The organism is Providencia sp. PROV040, assembly GCF_032706145.1.
In the GTDB taxonomy this organism is placed as follows: domain Bacteria; phylum Pseudomonadota; class Gammaproteobacteria; order Enterobacterales; family Enterobacteriaceae; genus Providencia; species Providencia hangzhouensis.
Genome location: NZ_CP120530.1, coordinates 1,882,562 through 1,906,872, shown reverse-complemented (window position 1 = coordinate 1,906,872; position 24,311 = coordinate 1,882,562). Strand labels below are relative to the sequence as shown.

Genomic DNA, 24,311 nt, shown 5'->3' with positions numbered 1-24,311 from the left:
AAAGGAGAGAACAAGAAGTATGACCCAATCGACATTTTCGACACAAAAAGACCATTCTGGTTTTTATTATTTTACACAAGGCTGGAGATTAATCACTCGGCCCGGTATTAAACGTTTTGTTATTTTGCCCCTATTAGCCAATATTTTATTCTTAGGCGGCGCATTTTGGTGGTTATATACAAAGCTTGGCGGCTGGATAGCCCAAGTGATGAGTTACGTTCCTGACTGGCTACAATGGCTCGATTATGTTATTTGGCCAATCGCTGTTATCTCTATTTTGCTCGTGTTTACCTATTTTTTTAGTACGGTTGCTAATATTATCGCTGCACCTTTTAACGGTTGGTTATCAGAAAAACTCGAAGCCGAGTTAACGGGTAAACCATCACCGGAAACTGGTGTTGCTGAGTTATTAAAAGATGTTCCTCGTATGATAAAGCGCGAGTTTGTCCGAATCGGTTACTACTTACCTCGCGCTATTGGGTTATTAATCCTATTTTTCATACCCGGTATTGGCCAAACAGTCGCCCCCGTACTGTGGTTTTTATTTGGTGCTTGGATGATGTCAATCCAATATTGCGATTACCCGTTTGATAACCACCGTGTTGGCTTTAACGAAATGAAGCAGGCGCTTGCCAAAGAGCGGATGAGAAACGTTCAATTTGGTGGCGTCATTAGCTTGTTAATGATGGTGCCTTTTGTCAACTTAGTGATCATGCCTGTTGCAGTTTGTGGTGCAACATTGATGTGGGTTGACAGGTATCGTGAGCGTTACGCACGCTACTAATCTATTAAATCATTGCGCAGGTTTATCGCCTGCGCTCTTTTATTTACTTATTATTGTTACACTATAATTATTCCTTAGAACTATTAGATCTAAAATAACATTTCGTTATAAGCTTATGCTCAAATCATATTTGCATTAATTTGTTCTTAACGTATGTTGAATCCATCTCATTATTTTTAATTAATACCGATTACATTACTGGCTAACCGATTTTTAAGGATATCCCATGAGCAAAATTTATGATGATAACTCGTTGACTATTGGCCACACCCCACTTGTTCGCCTAAAACATTTTGGTAATGGCAATATTTTAGCAAAAGTGGAATCTCGCAACCCAAGCTTCAGTGTTAAGTGCCGTATTGGTGCTAACATGATTTGGGATGCAGAGAAAAAAGGTATCCTAAACAAAGACAAAGAATTAGTTGAACCAACTAGTGGAAATACGGGTATCGCTTTAGCCTATGTCGCTGCGGCGAGAGGTTATAAATTGACGTTAACCATGCCTGAAACCATGAGTATTGAGCGCCGTAAACTACTCAAAGCATTAGGTGCCAACCTCGTTTTAACTGAGGGGGCAAAAGGCATGAAAGGTGCAATAGCTAAAGCTGAAGAAATAGTGAATAGCAACCCTAAAAAATACTTATTACTTCAACAGTTTAATAACCCAGCAAACCCTGAAATCCATGAAAAAACCACTGGGCCTGAAATTTGGGAAGATACTGACGGCAATGTCGATGTTGTAGTCGCAGGTGTTGGTACGGGCGGGACGATTACAGGGATTGCAAAATACCTGAAAAACACCAAAGGCAAAGATGTGACTATCGTGGCTGTTGAACCAGAAACATCCCCTGTTATTACCCAAGCTTTAGCGGGCGAAGAAATTAAACCGGGCCCTCACAAAATACAAGGGATCGGCGCTGGTTTTATTCCGGGTAACTTAGATTTAAAATTACTCGATAAGGTCATTCAAATCAGCGATGACGAAGCCATCAAAACGGCTCGTGAGCTGATGGAAAAAGAAGGTATCCTTGCGGGTATCTCATCAGGCGCTGCTATTGCTGCTGCCACTAAAATTGCCGCAGACCCTGCCTATAAAGGTAAAAATATCGTCGTTATTTTACCTTCTTCAGGTGAGCGTTATTTGTCTACAGCCCTGTTTGCTGACATCTCGGCTGAGTAGCATAACTTCGTTACAATATCGTTAAAAAAGCACCTAAATGGTGCTTTTTTTGTGGCATAGATCAAACTTTAGCACGGATGGAGATGATTTATAATTCGGGGTTTAGTATTAAACATAGTAATTATTTTGCACCTCGAAATTAATCACTTTTTAGCCAACCTCTAGGGCAAGTAAAATAATTTGCCAATGAGAAAAAAGTATCGAGTTCGCAAGAAAAACAGAAAAAGGGTTGATACCGCACAAAGTAGGAAACCTTTTTTCAAGTTAATAATCTAACTTATACGCAAACCTAGTCTATTTCATCTACAATTGGCTGGGTAATTAAAAAAACGAAAGTTATTGAGGAAATACTATGTTTCAGCAAGAAGTTACTATTACGGCACCAAATGGTCTACATACTCGTCCTGCAGCTCAATTCGTAAAAGAAGCAAAAGCATTCTCTTCCGACATTTCTTTAATTTCTGGCGGCAAATCCGCTAGCGCAAAAAGTTTGTTTAAATTACAAACCTTAGGCCTAACGCAAGGCACAGTTGTGACAATTTCTGCTGAAGGCGAAGACGAAAAAGAAGCCGTTGAACATTTAGTTAAACTGATGGGCGAATTAGAATAATTTCGCACGAAAATAGCATTTACTGATTTCATTCAATGTCCCTGAGTGATGTCATTCGGGGACATTTGTATAATCGGCTATATTCATTGTCGTCTCTGCAACATCAGAACTCCCAGCACTAGCAGCAGTAAGGTAATATTATGATTTCAGGAATTTTAGTATCCCCGGGTTTTGCTTTTGGTCAGGCTTTAATCCTCAAAGAAGATCCTATCGTTGTTAGCACAAAAAAAATTGCTGACGATCAGGTTGATAAAGAAATTGCTCGCTTTATTGAGGGTCGTAACAAATCAGCCGAACAACTCAATTTGATTAAAGAGAAAGCCGAAAAAAATCTTGGAGCCGAAAAAGCTGAGATTTTTGAAGGTCATATCATGCTGCTAGAAGATGAAGAGCTGGAACAAGAAATTGTCTCTTTAATCAAAGGCGATAAAAAAACGGCAGATGCCGCTGCGTATTCCGTTATTGAAGATCAAGCTCAAGCGCTTGAATCCCTTGATGATGAATATCTTAAAGAACGCGCCGCTGACGTGCGTGATATTGGCAAACGTCTATTAAAAAACATCTTAAATATTCCTATCGTTGATTTAAGTGCAATCAGCGAAGAAGTTATTTTAGTGGCTGCGGATTTAACCCCTTCAGAAACCGCACAGCTAAATTTAGATAAAGTATTAGGGTTTATTACTGATTTAGGTGGCCGTACATCACATACCTCAATTATGGCGCGTTCTCTTGAGTTACCTGCCATTGTTGGAACTAGTGATGCCACCAGCAAAATTAAAAATGGCGATTTCATTGTATTAGATGGTGTCAACAACACCATCCACTTGAACCCATCTGAAGCCGAAATCGACAAACTGAAAGCTTTCCGTGATGAATATCTACAAGAAAAAGAAGAGCTCGCAAAATTAAAAGATTTGCCTGCCATCACCCTTGATGGTCATCAAGTTGAAGTTTGTGCGAATATCGGTACTGTACGTGATGTCGCTGGTGCAGAGCGCAATGGCGCAGAAGGCGTTGGGCTCTATCGTACTGAGTTTTTATTCATGGATAGAGACTCTCTTCCTACCGAAGAAGAACAGTTTCAAGCTTATAAAGCCGTTGCAGAAGCAATGGGCAGCCAAGCCGTTATTGTCCGTACAATGGATATCGGCGGTGATAAAGACCTGCCATATATGAATTTACCAAAAGAAGAGAACCCATTTCTCGGCTGGCGTGCAATTCGTATTTGTCTTGATCGCAAAGAAATCTTACACTCACAATTAAGAGCTATTTTAAGAGCCTCTAAATTTGGTAAACTGCGTATTATGTTCCCAATGGTTATTTCCGTTGAAGAAGTTCGTGAACTAAAAGCAGAGCTAGAAATGCTTAAAGCTCAGTTACGTGAAGAAGGTAAAGCTTTTGACGAGTCAATTGAAGTCGGTGTGATGGTTGAAACACCAGCCGCAGCTGTTATTGCTCGCCACTTGGCAAAAGAAGTTGATTTCTTTAGTATTGGGACGAACGATCTCACTCAATACACTTTAGCGGTCGACCGTGGTAATGAACTGATTTCTCATCTTTACAACCCGATGTCACCTGCTGTCCTAAACTTAATTAAGCAAGTGATCGATGCATCACACGCTGAAGGTAAATGGACTGGGATGTGTGGGGAGTTAGCTGGAGATGAGCGTGCAACCTTATTGCTACTTGGCATGGGGCTGGATGAATTTAGTATGAGCGCGATTTCAATTCCGCGTATCAAAAAGTTAATTCGCAATGCGAGCTTTACTGATACCCAAGCTTTGGCTGAACAAGCACTTGCTCAACCCACAGCGGATGAATTGATGAAACTTGTAGATACCTTTATCCAAGAAAAAACGTTATGCTAAGAACAGCACATTAGTTCGGTCCCATATAAAACGATTAGGAGAAGGTCCATGGGTCTGTTTGACAAACTGAAATCACTCGTTTCGGAAGACAAAAGTAGCAGTGGCAGTATTGAAATTATCGCACCTTTATCGGGTGAGATTGTCAATATTGAAGATGTTCCAGACGTTGTGTTCGCAGAAAAAATTGTTGGTGATGGTATTGCGATTAAACCCGCAGGTAACAAAATCGTTGCCCCTGTAGACGGTACAATTGGTAAAATATTTGAAACTAACCATGCGTTTTCTATTGAATCAGATGATGGTATAGAACTATTTGTTCACTTCGGTATTGATACCGTTGAACTTAAAGGTGAAGGCTTTAAACGCATCGCTGAAGAAGGCCAAACTGTGAAGAAAGGCGACTTAATCATCGAGTTTGATTTAGCGCTGTTAGAAGAGAAAGCAAAATCTGTTCTAACGCCAGTTGTCATTTCTAATATGGACGAAATCAAAGAACTAAACAAACTGACAGGCTCAGTGACAGTCGGTGAAACTGTCATCATGCGTATTAAGAAATAACTTAACTGCCAATATTTAGTTAAAACCATCAGGCCTTGCCTGATGGTTTTTCATTTGTAGGGATTTTTTATTGAGCACAGATTTGTCATTAAATTATCTCACTCATTAAATACACCTGTTGATAAATAACGGTCTCCTCGGTCACAAATTACTGCCACAATGACCGCTCCCGGGTTAGCTTTCGCCACTTTTAACGCACCAGCAACCGCCCCACCCGAGCTCACTCCACAAAAGATACCTTCAACTTTAGCTAAAGCTCTCATAGTCTCTTCAGCTTCTTGCTGGTTTATATCCAGTACACTATCAACTAATGAGCCATCAAAAATACCGGGTAAGTAACCTGGTGACCAACGCCTAATACCCGGAATTTGGCTTTTTTCCGCAGGTTGTAACCCAACAATATGGACATCATCTGACTGGGATTTTAAATAGCGGCTTACCCCGGTAATGGTCCCCGTGGTTCCCATACTCGATACAAAATGGGTAATGCGGCCATTGGTTTGCTGCCATATTTCAGGGCCTGTTGTTTTAAAATGAGCTAATGGGTTATCAGGGTTGTTAAATTGGTCTAAAACTTTCCCCTCACCTCTTTGTTCCATTTCCTTAGCCAAATCGCGGGCACCTTCCATACCAACAGCCGTACTCACTAAAATGAGTTCTGCACCATAGGCTTGCATTGAAGCTTGCCGCTCTTTGCTCATGTTATCTGGCATGAGTAATTTCAGTTTGTAGCCTTTTACTGCGGCTATCATCGCGAGCGCGATACCTGTATTTCCACTAGTTGCTTCAATTAGCGTATCACCTGGCTTAATTTCACCCCGTAATTGCGCTTCATTAATCATTGAAAATGCCGCGCGATCTTTCACTGAACCTGCGGGGTTATTACCTTCAAGCTTCACCCAAATTTCAGCTTCAATCCCTTGTGTTAAACGCTGAAGCTTTACTAATGGGGTATTACCGATAAATTGTTCCAGAGCCGACACTTTACCATCCTTATAATTTTTATATATAAATAAGAAATAATAGAGATAAGATATTACCCCAATATTGATATGTGAAAATTGAAATCTCTTCACATTAATATTAGAAAAATAGATTATCTTAATTACTATTTCTGATATAGCTAATTGATATATTATATTACAATAAGTTTATAGAATTACCAGTTATATTTTATATAAAAATATGATAAATAAATCTTTTATATCAATCGGTTATGGTGGATTTAATCATAAGGGGAAATAGACTAAATATTTTTAATATAAAGTCTAATCATCGGTCATATACCTAGAAAGTAATAGAAAAGATAACACCAATAATATATTTATTAGTGTTATAAGTTATTGAGTTTTATATTCATGCACTTTCAGCAAGTTGTGGGAAAATTAACGCCTGATCTCCTTGATAGATCTTTGCCTGCTGGCTACCTAAAAAGTAACGTTCACCTCGCGTTGGTATCGTTTTTTCGGACTGCCAAATCACTGACAAAGGCTCTTTCCCCCAACCTAATGGTTGAACGGTTAATTGCCAAAAATGCCCTCTTGGCCCCGATTCCGTAATTCTAACAGGTAAACGGTGCTGTTCATCCACTTCAGCTTGTAATGAGATATCCCAGGGACGTAAAAATACGTCGACTTCACCTTGTTGAACACTGGTATGGTTAAGGGGGAATTCATAGCCATCTATATTTAATGTTGAACCTTTGATGTGGGCAGAAATTTGGTTCACTTCCCCCATAAATTCAAGCACAAAACGGGTTTCTGGGCGCTGCCAAATATCGCTCGGTGTGCCAACTTGCTCAATATGACCTTGGCTCATCACCACCACTCTGTCTGCAACTTCCATGGCTTCTTCTTGGTCGTGAGTCACAAAAACACTGGTAAATTTTAATTCATCATGTAATTGACGTAACCAACGGCGTAATTCAATACGCACTTGTGCGTCAAGCGCACCAAAAGGTTCATCTAATAATAAAATTTGTGGATCAACGGCTAAAGCCCTTGCCAGTGCCACTCGCTGTTTTTGCCCCCCTGAAAGTTGCGCGGGGTAACGTGAAGCCAGATGGGCGAGTTGAACCATTTCCAGCAATTTTGTTACTTTATCTTTAATAGCCTGAGCTGATGGGCGCTGCTTTCTGGGTAAAACCGTTAAACCAAATGCCACATTATCAAACACTGTCATGTGGCGAAATAGTGCATAGTGTTGAAATACAAAGCCAACATGCCTATCTTTCGCATGGATTTTACTAACATCGTGACCATGAAAGCGCAATAACCCCTGACTTTGTTGCTCAAGCCCAGCAATAATCCGCAATAAGGTTGTTTTTCCTGAACCGGAAGGCCCTAATAAGGCAACCATTTCACCCGATGCAATATCCAGTGAAATATCGCTGAGTACTTGGGTTTTACCAAATAACTTACCGATTTTTTCAATTTCAATACTCATGATTAATGGACTCCTGATTCAGATTGCTGGCGACTTAAATGCCACTGCAATGCACTTTTAAGTATTAAGGTGATAATTGCCAGCAGTGCTAAGATCCCTGCGGCCGTAAACGCCCCTACTGTATTATAATCCTGATGTAATAATTCAACTTGCAATGGCAAGGTGTATGTTTCACCACGAATAGCTCCTGAAACCACCGAAACCGCACCAAATTCACCGATTGCACGGGCGTTAGTTAAAACCACGCCATACAATAATGCCCAGCGGATATTGGGCAATGTCACACGCCAAAACATCTTCCATCCTGACGCTCCCAGTAACACCGCGGCTTCATCTTCTTGGCTACCTTGGCTTAACATCAAGGGCACTAACTCACGTACGACAAATGGACACGTTACAAAAATGGTCACTAACGCCATACCTGGCCATGAAAACATTAGCTGGATATCAAAACCTTCAAGCCACCCACCAAACCAGCTGTTCGAGCCATAAAAAAGTAAGTACAGCAAACCCGCAACAACAGGTGAAACCGCAAACGGGATATCTACCAAGGTGAGTAATAATTGGCGACCAGGAAATTGAAATCGTGTCACTAACCACGCCATCATGGTGCCAAAAACTAAATTTACAGGAACGGTAATTAAAGCAATTAATACTGTTAAACCAATAGCGTGTAGCATATCTGGGTCTGCCAAATTCAGTAAAACGGCATCTAACCCTTTTTGAAATGCAGTAATAAATATCCAAACAATTGGAATCACTAATAGTAAAAACGAAAACAATAAACCTATCGCAATTAGTAGCCATTTCCCCCAGTTAATTTGGGTACGGCTAGTAGTGTGAATTGGTGTAATTTGCGCCATTACTTGCCCCCCAACCGTTTACCAAAGCGGCTTTGTACTAAATTAACACTAAATAGAAGTAACAATGAAACCGCTAAAATAACTGAGGCCACAGCACTGGCTGCCGGGTAATCAAATTGCTGTAGCTGACTAAAAATCATTAATGAGACAACTTCGGTTTGCCACGCAATATTACCCGCAATAAATATAATGGCACCAAACTCGCCTAAACTCCGTGTAAAGGACAAAACCGTTCCGGCTAATAAGGCCGGTGAAAGCTCTGGCAGTATCACTCGACGAAAGGTTTGCCAACGGCTCGCACCTAGGGTTTGAGCAGCTTCTTCGTATTCAGGGCCTAGCTCTTCCAACACAGGTTGAACCGTACGCACAACAAACGGAATACTGGTAAAAGCCATCGCAACCGCAATTCCCAGCCAAGTATTAACAACTTTAATGTCAAACTGGTGCAGATATTGCCCATACCAGCCCGAGGTTGCAAACAGGGTTGCCAATGTCAGCCCCGCTACCGCAGTAGGTAATGCAAAGGGTAAATCTACTAAACCATCTAAAAACAAACGCCCAGGAAAGCGATAACGCGTTAAAATCCACGCTAATAACATGCCAAACACCGCATTAAACAAACTTGCGACTAATGCAGACAGTAACGTCACTTTGTACGCGGCAACCACTTGCGGGTAACTAATGACAGCCCAATATTGCTGCCATGTCATTTCCGATAATTGGATCACCAAAGCGCTCATGGGTAATAGCAAAATCAAGCAGGTATAAAAAAGGCTGCTACCTAGCGTTAGCCCAAAGCCTGGCAAAAAACGCTTTCCTGAACGATTCATTAACGGCGCCCTTCAGCCATTAATTGGTCAAATTCCCCACCGGTGGCAAAATGAACGTCCATTACTTTCGGCCAGCTCTCAAATTGTGATTCAACCGTAAACAACTGAGTTTCTGGGAATTTATCCTTATTCGCACTCATCACCGCTTTGTCATTCACTCGGTAATTGTACTGAGTGATGATTTCTTGAGCCTGTGGGCTATAGAGATAATTTAAGTAAGCTTTAGCGACATCTTCAGTACCATTTTTTTGTACATTTTTATCGACCCAAGCGACGGGAAACTCCGCTAAGATATCCACCGGCGGTACAATAACTTCGTAGTCTGATTCACCATACTGAGAGCGAATATTATTCACTTCTGATTCAAAACTAATAAGGACGTCACCGAGCCCCCGTTCAATAAATGACGTCGTCGCGCCACGCCCACCGGTATCAAATACTTCTACATTTTTCAGAAACTGTTTCATTTGCTCACGGGTTTTTGCTTTATCATCTTTATTTTCTTGATTAAAAGCGCCCCATGCCGCAAGGTAGGTATAACGGCCATTTCCTGAAGTTTTTGGGTTCGGGAAGATTAATTTAACATCTTCACGGACTAAATCATCCCACGTTTTAATCCCTTTAGGGTTTCCTTTACGAACTAAAAACGCCATTGTTGAATAATAAGGCGAGCTATTATTTGGTAAGCGAGCTTGCCAGTCTGCAGGGATCAAATTCCCTTTGTCATGCAAAATTTGCACGTCCGTGACTTGGTTATAGGTCACCACATCCGCTTTCAGCCCTTGTAAAATAGCCAGAGCTTGCTTTGATGAGCCGGCGTGTGATTGTTTAATCGTGAGTTTGTCGTCAGGGTGGGCTTCATTCCATTGTTTTTCAAATGAAGGGTTCAACGCCACAAATAATTCACGGGCAATATCATAAGAGCTATTAAGCAGTTCAGCTGCAACTAATGGTGAGCTTCCGAGTAATGATACCGTTGCCAAACTCGCTAGTGCTGTTTTTTTCAAAAATGATTTTTTCATTCCACACCTATTCGTAACTAAACCCAAATGGCTGACATTGGAACCACTGTATATGTTTTGGTTATAACTGTGTAGCTATCAATCACCTTTTTATATATCAAATTAGAATAACAAAGAAATGAACGTCATAAGCAGGAAAATTAACTGATTTTTTAATTAGTTAGTGATATGAATGCGTTTCATTTTTAAGTTTAGCGAAGCAAAGACACCTTAAACATTTTCCCCCTCTCTCTTTTTTATACACATAACACACACTTTAAATATTGTAAGCGCTCTTCAGAGTGTGTATTATGTGTATATCAGTTAACGAAATGGAGGGATCGTGCAAAGTTCGGAACTGATAAACATACTGCAAAAAAACGGTTGGAAACTTGAAAGAATAAAAGGAAGTCACCATCAGTTTCCCCACCCACATTTTTCAATTGTAATTACTGTTCCGCATCCACAAAAAGATTTAAAGATAGGCACACTAAATCACATTTTGAAGGCTGCGAAACTAAAACATTAAATAAGAAAAGCGTTCACGCATGAGCGCTATCTTTAATGGAGATAACCTAATGCTTTATACCGCCTTTATTGAAATTGATAATGATGGCAGCGCAAGTGGCTGGTTTCCTGATATTGAAGGATGTACATTCGCGGGCAGCAATATAGAAGAGGCTTACGCAGAAGCAAAATCAGCAATTGATGCTCATTTTGAATTATTGAGTGAAAAAGGCTTTGAGATCCCATTATCGAAATCTCAGCAAACGCTATTGAACCCAATACAACCTGAATATGCGCATGGGATATGGTTATTTGTGGATGTCGATATGGATAAATACGATGGCCGTACTGAGCGTATTAATATCACCTTGCCGCATCGTTTATTACATCGTATTGATGCTTTAGTGAAGGTTAATCCTGAATATGGTAGCCGTAGTGGTTTTATTGCTGCTGCAGCTCGTAAAGAATTAAAAAAAACCGATTAATACATTGAAAATAATAGATTACATAAATAATTATCAATCGCCGCATCCTTGCGGCAACTTATTGATCAAAGAGACGTCAATGTCTCAATCGACGGAGCATAGTAATAACTCCCCGAAACGGCTTTCGTCATACGCAGCAAATCATCGTATTTGCCATCTTTTTCACCAAACATGCTGAGTAACTGCTGTTCAATATTGTGTAACCTTGCACAATAAGCGATAAAGAATAAGCCATGTTTGCCGCTTGCTGTACCATATGGCAAGCTGTGACGCATGACTGAAAGCTCTTCACCCTCTTCTTCTATCACCACGCGTGAGACATGAGAGGTGACATTGCGCGCATCTTCATCTAATTCAACGCTATCTTTTTTCGTACGGCCAATCATTTTTTCTTGTTCATGTTCCGAAAAACGATCCCATTTTCGTAAATCGTGTTCATAGCGTTGGACTAAAACATAGCTTCCGCCTTTATCTTCACCGTCTTCGATTAATGTGACCTCTGCAATTTCTTCCCCTTGCGGGTTCTCTGTTCCATCAATAAAACCACTTAAATCTCTGTCATCTACCCAACGAAATCCATGAATTTCTTCAACCACAGAGATAGATTTACCAAATGCTTTTAAAGCAGCTTGTGCTAAAGAAAAATTAATATCGTGGCGCAGTGATTGAATATGAATAAACATATCCCGTTGAGTGGCGGGAGCAAGCCCTTTACCCAGAGTGCGAAATGGTTTCAATTCAGGAGCAGTATTTGCCTTACCGAGCTGTTTCCAGATATCAGAGCCAAACGCGATAACTGCACCAAGGCGATCATCTGGGTATTGCGCTTGTAATTTGGTTAAAGCCTCGACAAAGCTTTTACATCCAGACTTAACTTCATCCAGAGATCCCTCTTGCACTTGCGCTTCAATAAAAATACCAAAACGGCTATGTTCTTTCAAAATACCACTTTGAGAATGAGACATACGGTAAACCTCGTAAAATGAATATGTTATATAACCTATTTTTTATATAAGCGATTTTAATATCTTATCTTATCGCTATGATGTTCACCTTGTTTTAACGCAAGGGAATATAGGTTTCCGGTCTATTATAAGAAAGAAAATTTAAGAAAGGGTAAATTTCTTTGAAAACAAGGAAAAAGAAACACTAATGGAAAGATATCGCCAGTATAGATAGCCCTGACGATATTATTAACGAAATGAGATTATTTATGCCAAATAATTTGCGAGATTTTCCATGTTTTCAGGTCATCATCTGAAGGCATTAAATCTTCTGGCCCTTTCCACTTACCTGTAAAACGGTAAACCACTTTACTTGATTGCGGTGAATTACATTCAATGGTTGGAACGTCATTGACTCGCTCGCCTAGACCGCAAATACCGAATGCTTTTTGATAAATTTCACTAAATTCAGTACCCACTGTTGGCCCCCATTCAGTTGCAATATCGGGGTCACTCACTATAATTCGTGATACATAGCCGTGCTCTGGGCCAACTATTTCTAATTTTACTTCATTATCATCCATTCCTTGGAAAATTGTGACCACATCCCCATTTTCCATTTGCATACCGCTGCGTAATGTATAGCGGTCATCAAGTTGTTTCTTAATGATATCCGCTTGCATTGGTGTAAAACTAGTCACTTGACCAAGTCCTGAGCTAGAAACCACCAGTGGGCCGCTAAACCAAGTCGATGGCGAAAAGAATTTCACACCCGCACACCCTGATAACAGAACTGTTCCACAGAGTAGAGAAGCCTTCAACAACGGCGATAATCCATTATTTCTATTCAACTTTGCATGTTGGGACATATCATCCTCTTTTATGAGTCGCATAATGCATATTGTGACAATCTATTTATCAAAACATTCCCATGAATAGTTAAATAAATAGTCAATTAACTTAAAAATCCGTTTCGTGCGTTAATTTTTTCGAATAAATTAAACGTTCAGGTTGTTCTTCTTCATACAACATTTTTTCAAACATACAGATAGCAGCATCAGATTCTTCACTCACTAACAGCTCGATTCTTCCGCAACCTCTGGCGATCAGTTTTTTTTCTAGTCTACTTACTAATGCATTCGCAATACCACGGCCACGGTATTCAGGGTGAACGGCAAGGTAAACAGCAGTACCACGAATACCATCATACCCCCCCATAATAGTACCAACGACTTCCCCGGCAACTTCAGCCACTAGAAATAAGTCTGCTCCACACTGTAATTTGCGTTCAATATCGAGTTCAGGATCCCCTGAAAATTCATTAAGAGAACAACGCTCCCATAATGTCAGGACGTCTTCATAATCACTTTGTCGAAAGACTCGTATTTCCATCTCATTTGCCTGCTTAAACTAATCTTTCTGCCATTATCTCTGCTTTTGCCACACAATCAATATTCAATATGCCTTTCTTCGAGCAAAAGGGTATACTTTAACCATTATTTTTTACCTATGGTTCTATTATAAAACAATGAATTACCCAGATATTGAACGTGTAAAAACCTATTTGCAAAGCTTGCAAGAGGCTATTTGTCAAAAAATCACTGAGCTAGATGGTAAGGAAACTTTTCTAGAACAAACATGGGAACGCTCTGAAGGTGGTGGGGGTCGTAGCCGAGTATTAACCAAAGGGGCATTATTTGAACAAGCTGGGGTTAATTTCTCTCATATTAAAGGAGAAAAATTACCTGCATCTGCTTCAGCCCATCGCCCTGAACTTGCTGGTCGTAGCTACCAAGCAATGGGCGTCTCTCTCGTCATTCACCCTCTAAATCCTTACATTCCGACAACCCATGCTAATGTCCGTTTCTTTATTGCTGAAAAAGAAGGTTGCGAGCCTGTTTGGTGGTTTGGTGGCGGTTTTGATTTAACCCCTTTTTATGGCTTTCATGAGGATGTCATCCACTGGCACACTGTTGCTCGTGATTTATGCCGCCCTTATGGTACTGATGTTTATCCTAAATATAAAAATTGGTGTGATGAATACTTTTTCCTGAAGCATAGAAATGAACCTCGTGGTGTGGGTGGGCTATTTTATGATGACCTTAACCAAGGGGGTTTTGAATCCTGTTTTAACTTCACTCAAGCCGTTGGTAATGGCTTTTTAGATGCCTATGTGCCGATTGTTGAAAAACGCAAAGATCATTCATGGGGTGAACGAGAGCGTCAATTCCAATTATATCGTCGTGGTCGTTATGTCGAATTCAATTTGGTATGGGACAGAGGTACATTATTTGGCTTACAAAGTGGAGGCCGAACAGAATCAATTTTAATGTCAATGCCACCACTTGTCCGCTGGGAATACGACTATCATCCTGAACCTAATAGCCAAGAAGCTGCTCTCTATACTGAATTTTTAATCCTAAATAAAGAGTGGGTTTCGCCATAATTAATAACATTAGTTTATAAATTAAGGTAGAAAGATAACCGTTCTACCTTTCTAATATAAAATAACAGAAATTGATTTTAAAGCTTATATATCAACTAGTTACAAAATTATCACAACAGATTATGATTCCATTTCACCCAACTGAATGGAGTTATAATATGAATCAAATTTTAGGCCGTTCTTTACTCTCACCTTGCTTATTAGCCAATTTAGTGACTAAAGCAGGTCATACTGACTTAAAATCAACGCTCACTCATATCAATGATATTATGAGCCGAACCTATTCACATGAAGATGCATTATTTCATCGCAATAATCTTTCATCTTGCCCTATAGATACGACAGGAAAGCGCTATAACCGTTTTATTCGTGATGCTCAGCGCCCTATTCCACATAAACATCACTGGCATTCTGACCTGCCAATTTGTGAACGTTCAGGGCTTTCTCCAGATAGTCATATGCCACATGATGACTATGCGGTAATTATGTGCGAAGAAGACACTCAAGCACCATCAAAACCCGCTGGGCAAGTATTTAATTCAATTGGTGTTATTCGTACCTTTTTCAAGGAAAAATTAAATATTGACCAAATTTTTGGCTGTTCTGCTGATATTAATGCGGTTATTCATTATGGAACAAACTACGCTAACGCATTTTGGAATTCTCAAGCTATTTTCTTTGGTGACGGGGATGGAATCGTTTTTGGCCCATTCTATAACGACATTGATATAATTGCTCACGAACTTGCTCATGGTTTTATTAGTTCAAAAGCTAATTTTAGATATTCTTTCCAGTCTGGTGCTCTTAATGAGTCTGTCGCAGATGTACTTGGGATTATGGTCAAGCAATATTTAAATAATGAAACAGCCAATACCTCTAATTGGCTACTTGGGGAAAATTTATTTATTGACCAAATAAATGCACCTGCCCTACGTTCGATGATAAATCCAGGCGATGCTTATTATCTTTCTGATGAGGTCAGAGATCCACAAGTTGGCCATATGTCTCAATATCAAGATTTACCTATTTTTGTTGATAATGGCGGCGTACATATTAATTCAGGCATTCCAAATAGAGCCTTTTACTTATTAGCTAAGAGCCTTGGTGGCTATACGTGGGATATCGCCGGTAAAATTTGGCTGGAAGCAGTGTCTGACAATAGAGTGACAAAAAAAGCGACATTTATCGAATTTGCTGATGCCACGATCCGTGCAGCTAAGAAACTGTTTGATGATAATATTGCGCAAAAAACACAACAGAGTTGGTTAGATGTTGGGCTGATAGTAAACCTGTAATAAAATATATCGCTAGATAGCATTAAACCATTTGAAATTAATTTTTCTGTAAAATACAAAGGCCGATAATAAAGAGCATTAATCAACTCTTTTATTCAGCCTTATTCATTAAACCTGCACGTTAACGTTTTTTCTTTTTTCTACCTGGTTGTGTAAACTTTTTACGTGTCGGGTTTTCTGTTTTTACTTTGGGTTTACTTGGCGATGCTTGCTTTGTATTACCTTTATTAGCAGAAACTGATTTCTGTGTTTTTTTCGGTTTAATATCTGACTCAGATTTTTCCATCATATCAAATAATTCAATTAATTCATCATCTGTTAAGTCTCGCCACTCCCCGACAGGAATACCCGTCAACCTAACATTCATGATGCGAACGCGTTCAAGTTTAGTGACTTCAAAACCAAAGTGTTCACACATGCGACGAATTTGACGGTTTAACCCTTGCACAAGAGTAATTCTAAAAACAAATGGAGCTTCTTTCTTAACCTTACATTTTTTAGTCATTGTGCCAAGAATCGGTACTCCAGCACCCATTCCACGGATAAATTCATCTGTAACGGGTTTATTGACAGTAACTAAATATTCCTTTTCATGGGAATTTCCTGCCCGTAAAATTTTATTCACCAAATCCCCATGGTTTGTGAGGAAAATCAACCCTTGAGAGTCTTTATCTAAACGGCCAATTGGGAAAATTCGGGTACTGTGATTAACATAATCAACAATATTATCTTTTTCACCACTCTCTGTCGTACTGACAATACCGACTGGCTTATTCAGAGCGATTAACACTAAATCTTCTTCATTACGCGGCTCAATTAATTGCCCATTAACTTTTACCACGTCACCAGAAAAAACTTGGTCGCCTATTCCTGCACGCTTACCATTAATAAATACATTACCTTGCTCAATATAACGGTCAGCTTCACGTCTTGAGCAAATACCACTTTCACTAATATATTTGTTTAAACGTGTAGAAGAACGAGTGTCCATAATTTCCCTCAATCTTTAATTCTTCCCCCTGTCCGTCATGATATATTTTGATAACGTAAGGGCGATATTTATTCTTAAAGTATCAATCTAAATAATATTAAAAAGCCGTAACATAATGGTTTTGTTACGGCTTTATGCATTTAATACGGTCAACTAAACCTACATTAGTGCCTTATTAACTAACGTTTTTTCAAATGCTGCATTAAACGCTTACGCTTACGTAACTGAGTTGGCGTTAGCTTATTTTTCTTATCTGCATATGGGTTTTCACCCTCTTTAAACAGAATTCGAATTGGCGTTCCCATCACTTGTAATGAACGACGGAAGTAATTCATCAAATAACGTTTGTAGCTGTCTGGTAAATCAGAGACTTGGTTACCATGGATCACAACAATCGGTGGGTTATGCCCCCCAGCATGGGCATATTTCATTTTAACACGGCGACCACGAATAAGCGGCGGTTGGTGCTCATCTTCTGCCATCTTCATGATGCGCGTTAATAATGCCGTTCCCACTCGACGAGTTGCAGATTCATAAGCTTCTTGCACTGATTCAAATAGGTTACCCACACCACTGCCATGCAATGCAGAAATAAAGTGAATTCGTGCGAAATCAACAAAACCAAGACGCAGTTCAAGCATATCCTTCACATGCTCGCGGTCCTCGGGCTTCATACCATCCCATTTATTAACCGCAATAACTAATGAACGACCTGCATTGAGGATAAAACCAAGTAAAGATAAATCTTGGTCTGAGATACCTTCGCGTGCATCGATAACTAATAATACGACGTTCGCATCTTCAATCGCTTGTAATGTTTTAATTACAGAGAATTTTTCGACTGTTTCAGTAACTTTACCGCGTTTACGCACACCAGCCGTGTCAATTAGAATATATTCACGCTCATCGCGTTCCATTGGAATATAAATGCTGTCACGGGTTGTGCCTGGCATATCAAACACAACAACCCTTTCTTCACCCAATATACGGTTGGTTAATGTCGATTTACCGACATTCGGACGACCAACGATGGCTAATTTAATCGGTAATGTTGTTGGATCGAAGTCATCTTCTTCGTCTTCATCAAGCTCACCTTGAGCTTCTAACTCTGCCCAATATGCCGCATTTTCTTTTTCTTCGGTCAGCTCGACTTCTTCTTCATCTTCAGCAACAAAAGGTTTTAACGATTGTTCTATTAACTGAGTGACACCGCGGCCATGTGATGCAGCGATAGGATGAATTTCCCCTAAACCAAGAGAGTAAAAATCCCCGATTGCTGTTGTGACATCAATACCATCTGTTTTGTTTGCCACTAAATAAGTTTTTTTCTTGCGGCTACGAAGATGTTTGGCAATGCCTTCATCCGCAGGCATTAGCCCTGCTCTTGCATCGACCATAAACAGAACAATATCTGCCTCTTCAATTGCTTGCAAGGACTGTGCGGCCATGTGCGTTTCTACACCTTCCTCAGTCCCATCGATACCACCCGTGTCGATAATAATGAATTCGTGACCTTCAACTTCTGCACGACCATATTTGCGATCACGAGTCAGACCGGGAAAGTCCGCTACTAATGCGTCACGGGTACGGGTTAAACGGTTAAATAACGTGGATTTTCCTACGTTTGGACGCCCTACCAGCGCTACGACGGGTATCATTCTTAGATGCCTCACAACTTTTATTAACTAAAGGAATTCTGAGGCTTTAACTCAGAAAACAAAAAACGAAACGGCTCCTGTGTTCAGGAACCGTTGATTTTATCGATAAATTGGCGGTTTGTCAGAAAATTAACGTGTTAACAGGTAAACTGTTCCGTTTTTTGTCTGAACCATTAGTTTATCACTTGCAACCACTGGGCGACTGTGAATACCAGAGCTGTTTAGTTTGTTTTGTGCAACAAACCCACCCGTACTCATGTCTAACCAATGCAGATAACCCTCTTTGTCACCGACAACAAGATAGCCATTATACATTTCTGGTGCAGATAACCCGCGGTTTAGTAAGTCTTCCTGTGTCCACAGTGTCACACCATCGCTTTTACGAACAGACAATACGCGGTCACTTTGGTCAACGAGGTACAGGTTTTCACCTGACATTACCATATCATTGATTGAGCCCAGTTCACGTTTCCATAGGATTTGACCTGAACGCATATCCAGTGCTGCCAATGTGCCATTATAAGCAATCGCATACACTTTGCCGTCATCAATAATTGGTGTCATATCGACATCGTTTAAGCGGCCGATTTCTGTCGAACTGGTCACTTGCGAAATGCGTTGCTGCCAAATTAATTGGCCTTGAGACAATAACACTGCACTGACACGACCGTTATCCCCCCCCACAATCGCAGCACCAAAGGCAACTGCTGGAGCAGATTCACCACGTAATGACAACGATGGGGTATCCATGTTAACAGTCCACTTGATTTCCCCGCTATTGACGTCTAAAGCTTGCAGTTGACCATTACTGGTATGAATAACAACAAGGTCATTACTCACTACAGGTTTAGAAAGGGCTTCACCTGCAACTTCGACATCCCAAGCGACTTGACCATCTTCTTTGTTAAGAGCGATAACTGTTCCACGCTCAGTACCCACAAAGATTTTGTCGCCATCAACGGTTAAACCACCGGATAATAATGCAGATAAATTAGCAGAAAGAAAACCCGTTCGTTTAGATAAATCTACCGACCATAGTTCTTTACCACTGTCGAGTTCAAAGGCTTTAACTAAACCTTTGCGGTCTGCTGCATAAACGGCTGAGCCATCCCAAACCGGTGATAATTCAGAATAAAATTGTTCAACACCATTTCCAACAGATTTATCCCAAACAATTGATGGGGTGAATTGATTTTCAACCTGTGGAAGTGGCGCCATAATAATAGAATCAGTTTCGCTGGAACAACCGGCAAGTAAAGCTGAAGCGACTAGGCCAACTAAAAGTGTTTTGCGCAACTGCATGTTTGTCGTTTCCTTTCTTCTTATGAATTAGATACGTTGTTCAACTTCAGAGTCAAAATACCTCTAATAGATTGAGAGCCTTCACTTTCTAACCCCTGAGTGTAAGCGGCTTTTGCGCCTGCTTTATCACCCTTGTGGAGTAATGCATCGCCACGGACATCCTGTGCCGTTGCTTGCCATGACTTACTTTTAATATTTGCCACTGACGCTATCGCACCATCAGCATTACCTTGAGCCAATTGTACTCGTGCTAAACGCAAGTTAATTAAATCTTGCATATCCACAGTTTTTGCTTTGGCTAATGCATTGGTCAATGCAGTTTGTGCGTTAGCTAAATCACCTTTATCCACTGCAATTTGCGCAAGCTCTAAACCCATCATCGCACTGTATACATCGTCAGTTTCAGCCGCAAATTTTTGCGCCGCAGCAATAGCCTGATCTGAACCCGAACGTAATTGGGCGTTTACTGTTTCAAATTTTTGTGCACTTTCTTGCAGTACATTGGTTTTATGGGACTGCCAGTAGTTCCAACCAAATACACCGCCAACGCCAATGACGAGACCAATAACTAATGCCACGCCATTATTCGCAAAAAAGCGCTTAATCGCATCGACTTGATCATTTTCGTTTGTATAGACTTCCACTTGTCTCTCCTTAACCTAATAATTCGGCGATGCGTGACGCCATAAGTTGCTGCGAAATAGTTTCTTGTACGCCAGTACGTAAGTCTTTCACTGTGACTTGGTTATTTTTAATTTCATCTTCCCCCAAGATCAGTGCAATTTTAGCGCCTTGTTTGTCCGCTCTTGCTAACTGTTTCTTGAAGTTACCACCACCGTGGTTAGTCATTAACCGTAGTGTTGGTAGTGCATCACGGACTTTTTCAGCCACTAATATCGCTGCTTGTTGGCTATTTTCGCCAAAAGAAGCGAGATAAACGTCAGCGACTGAAGCATCCGCAGTAAATTCAGGGTTCACTTCTTGGACTAATAACACCATGCGTTCCATACCCATGGCAAAACCAACCGCAGGTGTTGCACGACCGCCTAATTGTTCAACTAGGCCATCATAACGGCCACCCGCACAAACAGTGCCTTGTGAACCCAGCGCCGTGGTTACCCACTCAAAAACAGTGCGGTTATAGTAGTCAAGACCACGAACTAAACGTTGATTTACGCGGTATTGAACCCCAGCAGCTTCTAACAACTTGCATAAGCCATCAAAGTGCTCACGTGATTCGACATCAAGGTAATCAAACAGTTCAGGTGCATCATTCAATAATGCCTGAATTTCTTGATTTTTTGAGTCCAAAACACGTAAAGGATTTGTGTACATCCGGCGTTTGCAGTCTTCATCCAGCTTATCTTTATGCTGTTCTAAGAAAGCAACTAAAGCCTCACGGTAATTAGCACGCGCTTCTAATGAACCAATCGAGTTCAGCTCTAATGTTACATGCTCACTAATTCCTAACGCTTTCCACCAGCGCGCTGTCATTAAAATAACTTCAGCATCGATATCAGGGCCTGCAAGGCCAAAAACTTCAGCCCCTAACTGATGAAATTGACGATAACGACCTTTTTGTGGGCGCTCATAACGGAACATTGGGCCTAAATACCACAAACGCTGTTCCTGATTGTACAGCAAACCATGCTCAATACCTGCACGTACACAACCTGCGGTATTTTCAGGGCGTAATGTCAGACTTTCATCGTTACGGTCATTGAAAGTGTACATTTCTTTTTCAACGACATCCGTCACTTCACCTATCGCTCTGCGAAATAGCGGGGTCTGCTCTACAATCGGGGTACGAATTTCACTAAAACCATAACCCTGTAAAATATTTTTTAATGTTGCTTCGATTTTCTGCCATACACGCGTGTCAGCTGGCAAGTAATCATTCATGCCGCGAATGGCTTGGATATTTTTTCCCACTTTATTTCTCTATTTTCAGAATTACATTAGTTTGATTATAAGAGCGAAATATCATCTGGTTCAATCAACAAACACCAATTACTGATACTAATCGGGATTTATCTGTTAATTTGTACGGTGAGCGACCGATTTTAGAAAAAAATGCGGATAATTGATATAGCGTTTGTTCTAAATACGCCAAACGACTCTATGAGTCGCTTGGCATTAGAATACACAAAATTAATCTTTTAAGTTGACTTCAATCCGCTTGCTTTCATCCATCATCGCTGCTTTTGCTCGAATTTTAGCCTCTAATTGGTCGATGATGTTGTCATTATCAAAGCGCTCTTTTTGACGTTTACCGTCTTCATAGAAACCACTCTTGGTTTTTGCGCCTGCAACACCTAGCGTAGAAACTTCCGCTTCACCGGGGCCGTTGACCACACAACCAATAATCGACACATCCATTGGCGTAATGATATCTTCTAAGCGCTGTTCTAACTCATTCACCGTGCCTATCACATCAAATTCTTGCCGTGAGCAGGTTGGACAAGCAATAAAATTAATGCCACGCGAACGAATACGCAGTGATTTTAAAATATCAAAACCGACTTTAACTTCTTCAACAGGGTCTGCAGCCAAAGAAATACGCAGAGTATCACCGATACCTTCAGACAGTAACATTCCTAAGCCAATCGCCGATTTTACGGATCCTGCACGTGCGCCACCCGCCTCGGTAATACCTAAATGCAGAGGTTGATCAATTTTATTCGCTAATAAACGGTAAGAGCCGACAGCTAAAAATACATCAGAAGCTTTTACACTGACTTTGAATTGGTCGAAATTCAGCCTATCTAAGATGTCCACATGGCGCATTGCCGACTCAACTAAGGCTTCAGGTGTTGGTTCTCCGTACTTCTCTTGAATGTCTTTTTCAAGGGAACCGCCATTGACCCCAATACGAATAGGAATATTGTAATGGCGTGCGCAATCAACAACTTGGCGAATTCTTTCTTCACTACCAATATTACCTGGGTTAATACGCAAGCAATCAACACCGTACTCTGCGACTTTTAATGCAATACGATAGTCAAAATGGATATCAGCCACCAGTGGAACGCTAACTTGCTGTTTAATCAATTTAAATGCTTCAGCAGCATCCATGGTAGGAACAGAAACACGCACGATATCAACACCCACGCGCTCAAGGGATTTTATTTGGCGGACTGTGGCTTCGACATCAGTTGTACGAGTATTGGTCATTGACTGGACAGCGATAGGAGCACCATCGCCTACGGGTACGCTACCTACATTAATACGGGTGGATTTACGTCTTTTTATCGGTGATTCATTATGCATTTTGGTTTAATTCTCCGAACGTCCATGTGCTCTTTGTTACCGTGGTACTTTTTGTGCCTATAGTACTCTTTGTTACCGTGGTATAGTTTTAACGATTATTTTTATACGCTCAACTATACACAAGAAAGCAAACCATAGCCTATCAAAAAAGATGTTTTCGGATATAGTTTGCTTCTTTTTGCCTATTTGTTTTTAGGCTTCAGGTAACTTCAATTTTGCTGGACGTTTCGCTTTAATAAAACGGCTTAAATCAACAGCGTTACCTTGGAACTGTACCGTCACATTCGCCGGCGCACCAATGTTCAGACGATAAGGTTGCGGACCATCAAGTTCCAGCTTATCCCCATTATTTTTGGTACCACTGAATAAAATTTTATTATTCGCATCACGAATTTCTAACCAACACTGCCCAGTAAAATTCAAGACCAGAGCTTGGCTACTCACTGCAACAGGTTCAGTCGTTTCTGTATTTTGTGTTCTATCTAATGCAACTGAAGATTGTGGTGCATTCGGTAATGGAATTGTTCTAACTGGCTCTGTAACAGAGTCAGCCGTTAATACGGGCTCTTGGCCTTGTAATTCAAGTGTATTTTCCTGTGTAACAGGCGCTGTATCCGTTGAGACTATCTCTGTTGAAGCCGGCAATTCAACAGGGGTTGTGCTGTTATCTTGCTGAGACAAAATCAAATCATTTTGATTTGCCATTGAAACTAATTCATCTTTTTGTGCGTTATGATCTTGCCACCACCATACACCAACCATTGCAATGAGGACGATCACAATCAACCAAGTCAGTTTCATTAACCAACCTTCGCGCTTTTTACGCTTTTTCCCTAAAGAATAGCTTTGCATAGGAGAAACTTTGGCTAATGTGACGGGCTCTTCCGTTTTCATATACGTTTTTAATTCGCTTTCTGATATGCCTACCATGCGTGCATAAAGGCGAATATAACCACGTAAAAACGTCGGTTCTACACCAGCGGGAGCAATATCTTGTTCTATCTCTTTTACCGTACTGATTTTAAGGCATAATCGCTCTGCAACAACATCTTGGGTTAGCCCCATGCGCTCACGTGCTTGCGTCAATAATTGTCCTACTGTCGTCGTAGTCTGTTCGGTATTATTTTCGATAGTCATTTGCTGGCAACACTATTTCCAAGTTAAAAATATATAAAGCAAGCATTGAGCAGCTTTACTCGTCAATAATTTATCATCATGTTGAAACAACAATTAAATTTTTCTTATTGCTTCTACTATTGTAGGTGAACAAAGGC

The 24,311-nt window shown here is 40.5% G+C and carries 24 protein-coding genes; 9 read left to right on the top strand and 15 right to left on the bottom strand.

Going from position 1 to position 24,311, the window contains the following annotated elements; all coding sequences use genetic code 11:
- Positions 1-19: 19 nt before the first annotated feature.
- The 5 genes from cysZ (at position 20) to crr (ending at position 5,000) form a co-directional block, all read left to right on the top strand.
- Positions 20-784: a sulfate transporter CysZ gene (cysZ, locus tag P3L40_RS08735; protein ID WP_210852333.1), complete on the top strand. Its 765-nt coding sequence runs from the start codon at positions 20-22 to the stop codon at positions 782-784.
- Positions 785-1,010: 226 nt separating this feature from the next.
- A complete protein-coding gene (cysK, locus tag P3L40_RS08730) occupies positions 1,011-1,964 on the top strand; it encodes a cysteine synthase A (protein ID WP_004264875.1) in 954 nt (317 codons plus the stop codon).
- A 352-nt stretch (positions 1,965-2,316) separates the two neighbouring features.
- Positions 2,317-2,574 carry a phosphocarrier protein Hpr gene (gene ptsH / locus P3L40_RS08725; protein WP_004264876.1) on the top strand — a complete coding sequence of 86 codons (258 nt, stop codon included), beginning with the start codon at positions 2,317-2,319 and terminating at the stop codon, positions 2,572-2,574.
- 140 nt (positions 2,575-2,714) lie between these two features.
- On the top strand, positions 2,715-4,442 hold the full coding sequence (ptsI, locus tag P3L40_RS08720; RefSeq protein WP_004264877.1) for a phosphoenolpyruvate-protein phosphotransferase PtsI: 1,728 nt from the start codon (positions 2,715-2,717) through the stop codon (positions 4,440-4,442).
- Positions 4,443-4,490: 48 nt separating this feature from the next.
- Positions 4,491-5,000 carry a PTS glucose transporter subunit IIA gene (gene crr, locus P3L40_RS08715; RefSeq protein WP_004264878.1) on the top strand — a complete coding sequence of 170 codons (510 nt, stop codon included), beginning with the start codon at positions 4,491-4,493 and terminating at the stop codon, positions 4,998-5,000.
- Positions 5,001-5,098: 98 nt separating this feature from the next.
- On the opposite strand, the gene cysM is transcribed toward crr, so the two are convergent.
- From cysM to P3L40_RS08690, 5 genes are all read right to left on the bottom strand, one after another.
- Positions 5,099-5,983, bottom strand: a complete 885-nt coding sequence (cysM, locus tag P3L40_RS08710) for a cysteine synthase CysM (protein ID WP_036958988.1) — start codon at positions 5,981-5,983, stop codon at positions 5,099-5,101.
- 373 nt (positions 5,984-6,356) lie between these two features.
- Entirely contained in the window at positions 6,357-7,445 is a 1,089-nt protein-coding gene (gene cysA, locus P3L40_RS08705; RefSeq protein ID WP_094961726.1) for a sulfate/thiosulfate ABC transporter ATP-binding protein CysA, read from the bottom strand.
- Positions 7,446-7,447: 2 nt separating this feature from the next.
- Positions 7,448-8,308 carry a sulfate/thiosulfate ABC transporter permease CysW gene (gene cysW, locus P3L40_RS08700; RefSeq protein WP_004264881.1) on the bottom strand — a complete coding sequence of 287 codons (861 nt, stop codon included), beginning with the start codon at positions 8,306-8,308 and terminating at the stop codon, positions 7,448-7,450.
- Positions 8,308-9,138 carry a sulfate/thiosulfate ABC transporter permease CysT gene (gene cysT / locus P3L40_RS08695; protein ID WP_004264883.1) on the bottom strand — a complete coding sequence of 277 codons (831 nt, stop codon included), beginning with the start codon at positions 9,136-9,138 and terminating at the stop codon, positions 8,308-8,310. The genes cysW and cysT overlap by 1 nt, the downstream gene beginning before the upstream one ends.
- Positions 9,138-10,160 (bottom strand): sulfate ABC transporter substrate-binding protein, encoded by a 1,023-nt coding sequence (locus P3L40_RS08690; RefSeq protein WP_094961725.1) that lies wholly within the window; start codon positions 10,158-10,160, stop codon positions 9,138-9,140. Before P3L40_RS08690 ends, cysT begins: the two co-directional genes overlap by 1 nt.
- Positions 10,161-10,482: 322 nt before the next feature.
- On the opposite strand from P3L40_RS08690, the gene P3L40_RS08685 reads away from it, so the two are divergent.
- Complete coding sequence (locus P3L40_RS08685) at positions 10,483-10,668, top strand: type II toxin-antitoxin system HicA family toxin (protein ID WP_210852332.1); 186 nt, start codon at positions 10,483-10,485, stop codon at positions 10,666-10,668.
- 49 nt (positions 10,669-10,717) lie between these two features.
- A complete protein-coding gene (locus P3L40_RS08680) occupies positions 10,718-11,131 on the top strand; it encodes a type II toxin-antitoxin system HicB family antitoxin (RefSeq protein ID WP_094961723.1) in 414 nt (137 codons plus the stop codon).
- Positions 11,132-11,196: 65 nt separating this feature from the next.
- Here P3L40_RS08680 and P3L40_RS08675 read toward each other — a convergent pair whose 3' ends face one another.
- The 3 genes from P3L40_RS08675 to P3L40_RS08665 all read right to left on the bottom strand — a co-directional run bounded on the left by P3L40_RS08675 (position 11,197) and on the right by P3L40_RS08665 (position 13,467).
- Positions 11,197-12,096 (bottom strand): Dyp-type peroxidase, encoded by a 900-nt coding sequence (locus P3L40_RS08675; RefSeq protein WP_094961722.1) that lies wholly within the window; start codon positions 12,094-12,096, stop codon positions 11,197-11,199.
- A 242-nt stretch (positions 12,097-12,338) separates the two neighbouring features.
- Entirely contained in the window at positions 12,339-12,944 is a 606-nt protein-coding gene (locus P3L40_RS08670) for an RpoE-regulated lipoprotein (protein ID WP_136134212.1), read from the bottom strand.
- A 91-nt stretch (positions 12,945-13,035) separates the two neighbouring features.
- Positions 13,036-13,467: a GNAT family acetyltransferase gene (locus tag P3L40_RS08665; protein ID WP_004264887.1), complete on the bottom strand. Its 432-nt coding sequence runs from the start codon at positions 13,465-13,467 to the stop codon at positions 13,036-13,038.
- 136 nt (positions 13,468-13,603) lie between these two features.
- On the opposite strand from P3L40_RS08665, the gene hemF reads away from it, so the two are divergent.
- Both hemF and P3L40_RS08655 read left to right on the top strand, forming a co-directional pair.
- The gene (gene hemF, locus P3L40_RS08660; protein WP_004264888.1) at positions 13,604-14,521 is read left to right on the top strand and encodes an oxygen-dependent coproporphyrinogen oxidase; all 918 of its coding nucleotides are present in this window, start codon (positions 13,604-13,606) and stop codon (positions 14,519-14,521) included.
- Between the two features lie 158 nt (positions 14,522-14,679).
- Positions 14,680-15,816 (top strand): M4 family metallopeptidase, encoded by a 1,137-nt coding sequence (locus P3L40_RS08655; protein WP_164455470.1) that lies wholly within the window; start codon positions 14,680-14,682, stop codon positions 15,814-15,816.
- A 121-nt stretch (positions 15,817-15,937) separates the two neighbouring features.
- Here P3L40_RS08655 and rluF read toward each other — a convergent pair whose 3' ends face one another.
- The 7 genes from rluF to rodZ all read right to left on the bottom strand — a co-directional run bounded on the left by rluF (position 15,938) and on the right by rodZ (position 24,174).
- On the bottom strand, positions 15,938-16,807 hold the full coding sequence (gene rluF, locus P3L40_RS08650; RefSeq protein ID WP_094961720.1) for a 23S rRNA pseudouridine(2604) synthase RluF: 870 nt from the start codon (positions 16,805-16,807) through the stop codon (positions 15,938-15,940).
- A gap of 179 nt (positions 16,808-16,986) precedes the next feature.
- A complete protein-coding gene (gene der / locus P3L40_RS08645; protein ID WP_210852331.1) occupies positions 16,987-18,465 on the bottom strand; it encodes a ribosome biogenesis GTPase Der in 1,479 nt (492 codons plus the stop codon).
- Between the two features lie 129 nt (positions 18,466-18,594).
- Entirely contained in the window at positions 18,595-19,767 is a 1,173-nt protein-coding gene (gene bamB, locus P3L40_RS08640; RefSeq protein WP_094961718.1) for an outer membrane protein assembly factor BamB, read from the bottom strand.
- A 20-nt stretch (positions 19,768-19,787) separates the two neighbouring features.
- Entirely contained in the window at positions 19,788-20,411 is a 624-nt protein-coding gene (locus tag P3L40_RS08635) for a YfgM family protein (protein ID WP_004264893.1), read from the bottom strand.
- A gap of 10 nt (positions 20,412-20,421) precedes the next feature.
- Entirely contained in the window at positions 20,422-21,699 is a 1,278-nt protein-coding gene (gene hisS / locus P3L40_RS08630) for a histidine--tRNA ligase (protein WP_004264894.1), read from the bottom strand.
- 219 nt (positions 21,700-21,918) lie between these two features.
- Positions 21,919-23,037 (bottom strand): flavodoxin-dependent (E)-4-hydroxy-3-methylbut-2-enyl-diphosphate synthase, encoded by a 1,119-nt coding sequence (gene ispG / locus P3L40_RS08625; protein ID WP_004264895.1) that lies wholly within the window; start codon positions 23,035-23,037, stop codon positions 21,919-21,921.
- Between the two features lie 192 nt (positions 23,038-23,229).
- Positions 23,230-24,174: a cytoskeleton protein RodZ gene (gene rodZ, locus P3L40_RS08620; protein WP_004264896.1), complete on the bottom strand. Its 945-nt coding sequence runs from the start codon at positions 24,172-24,174 to the stop codon at positions 23,230-23,232.
- Positions 24,175-24,311 lie beyond the last annotated feature (137 nt).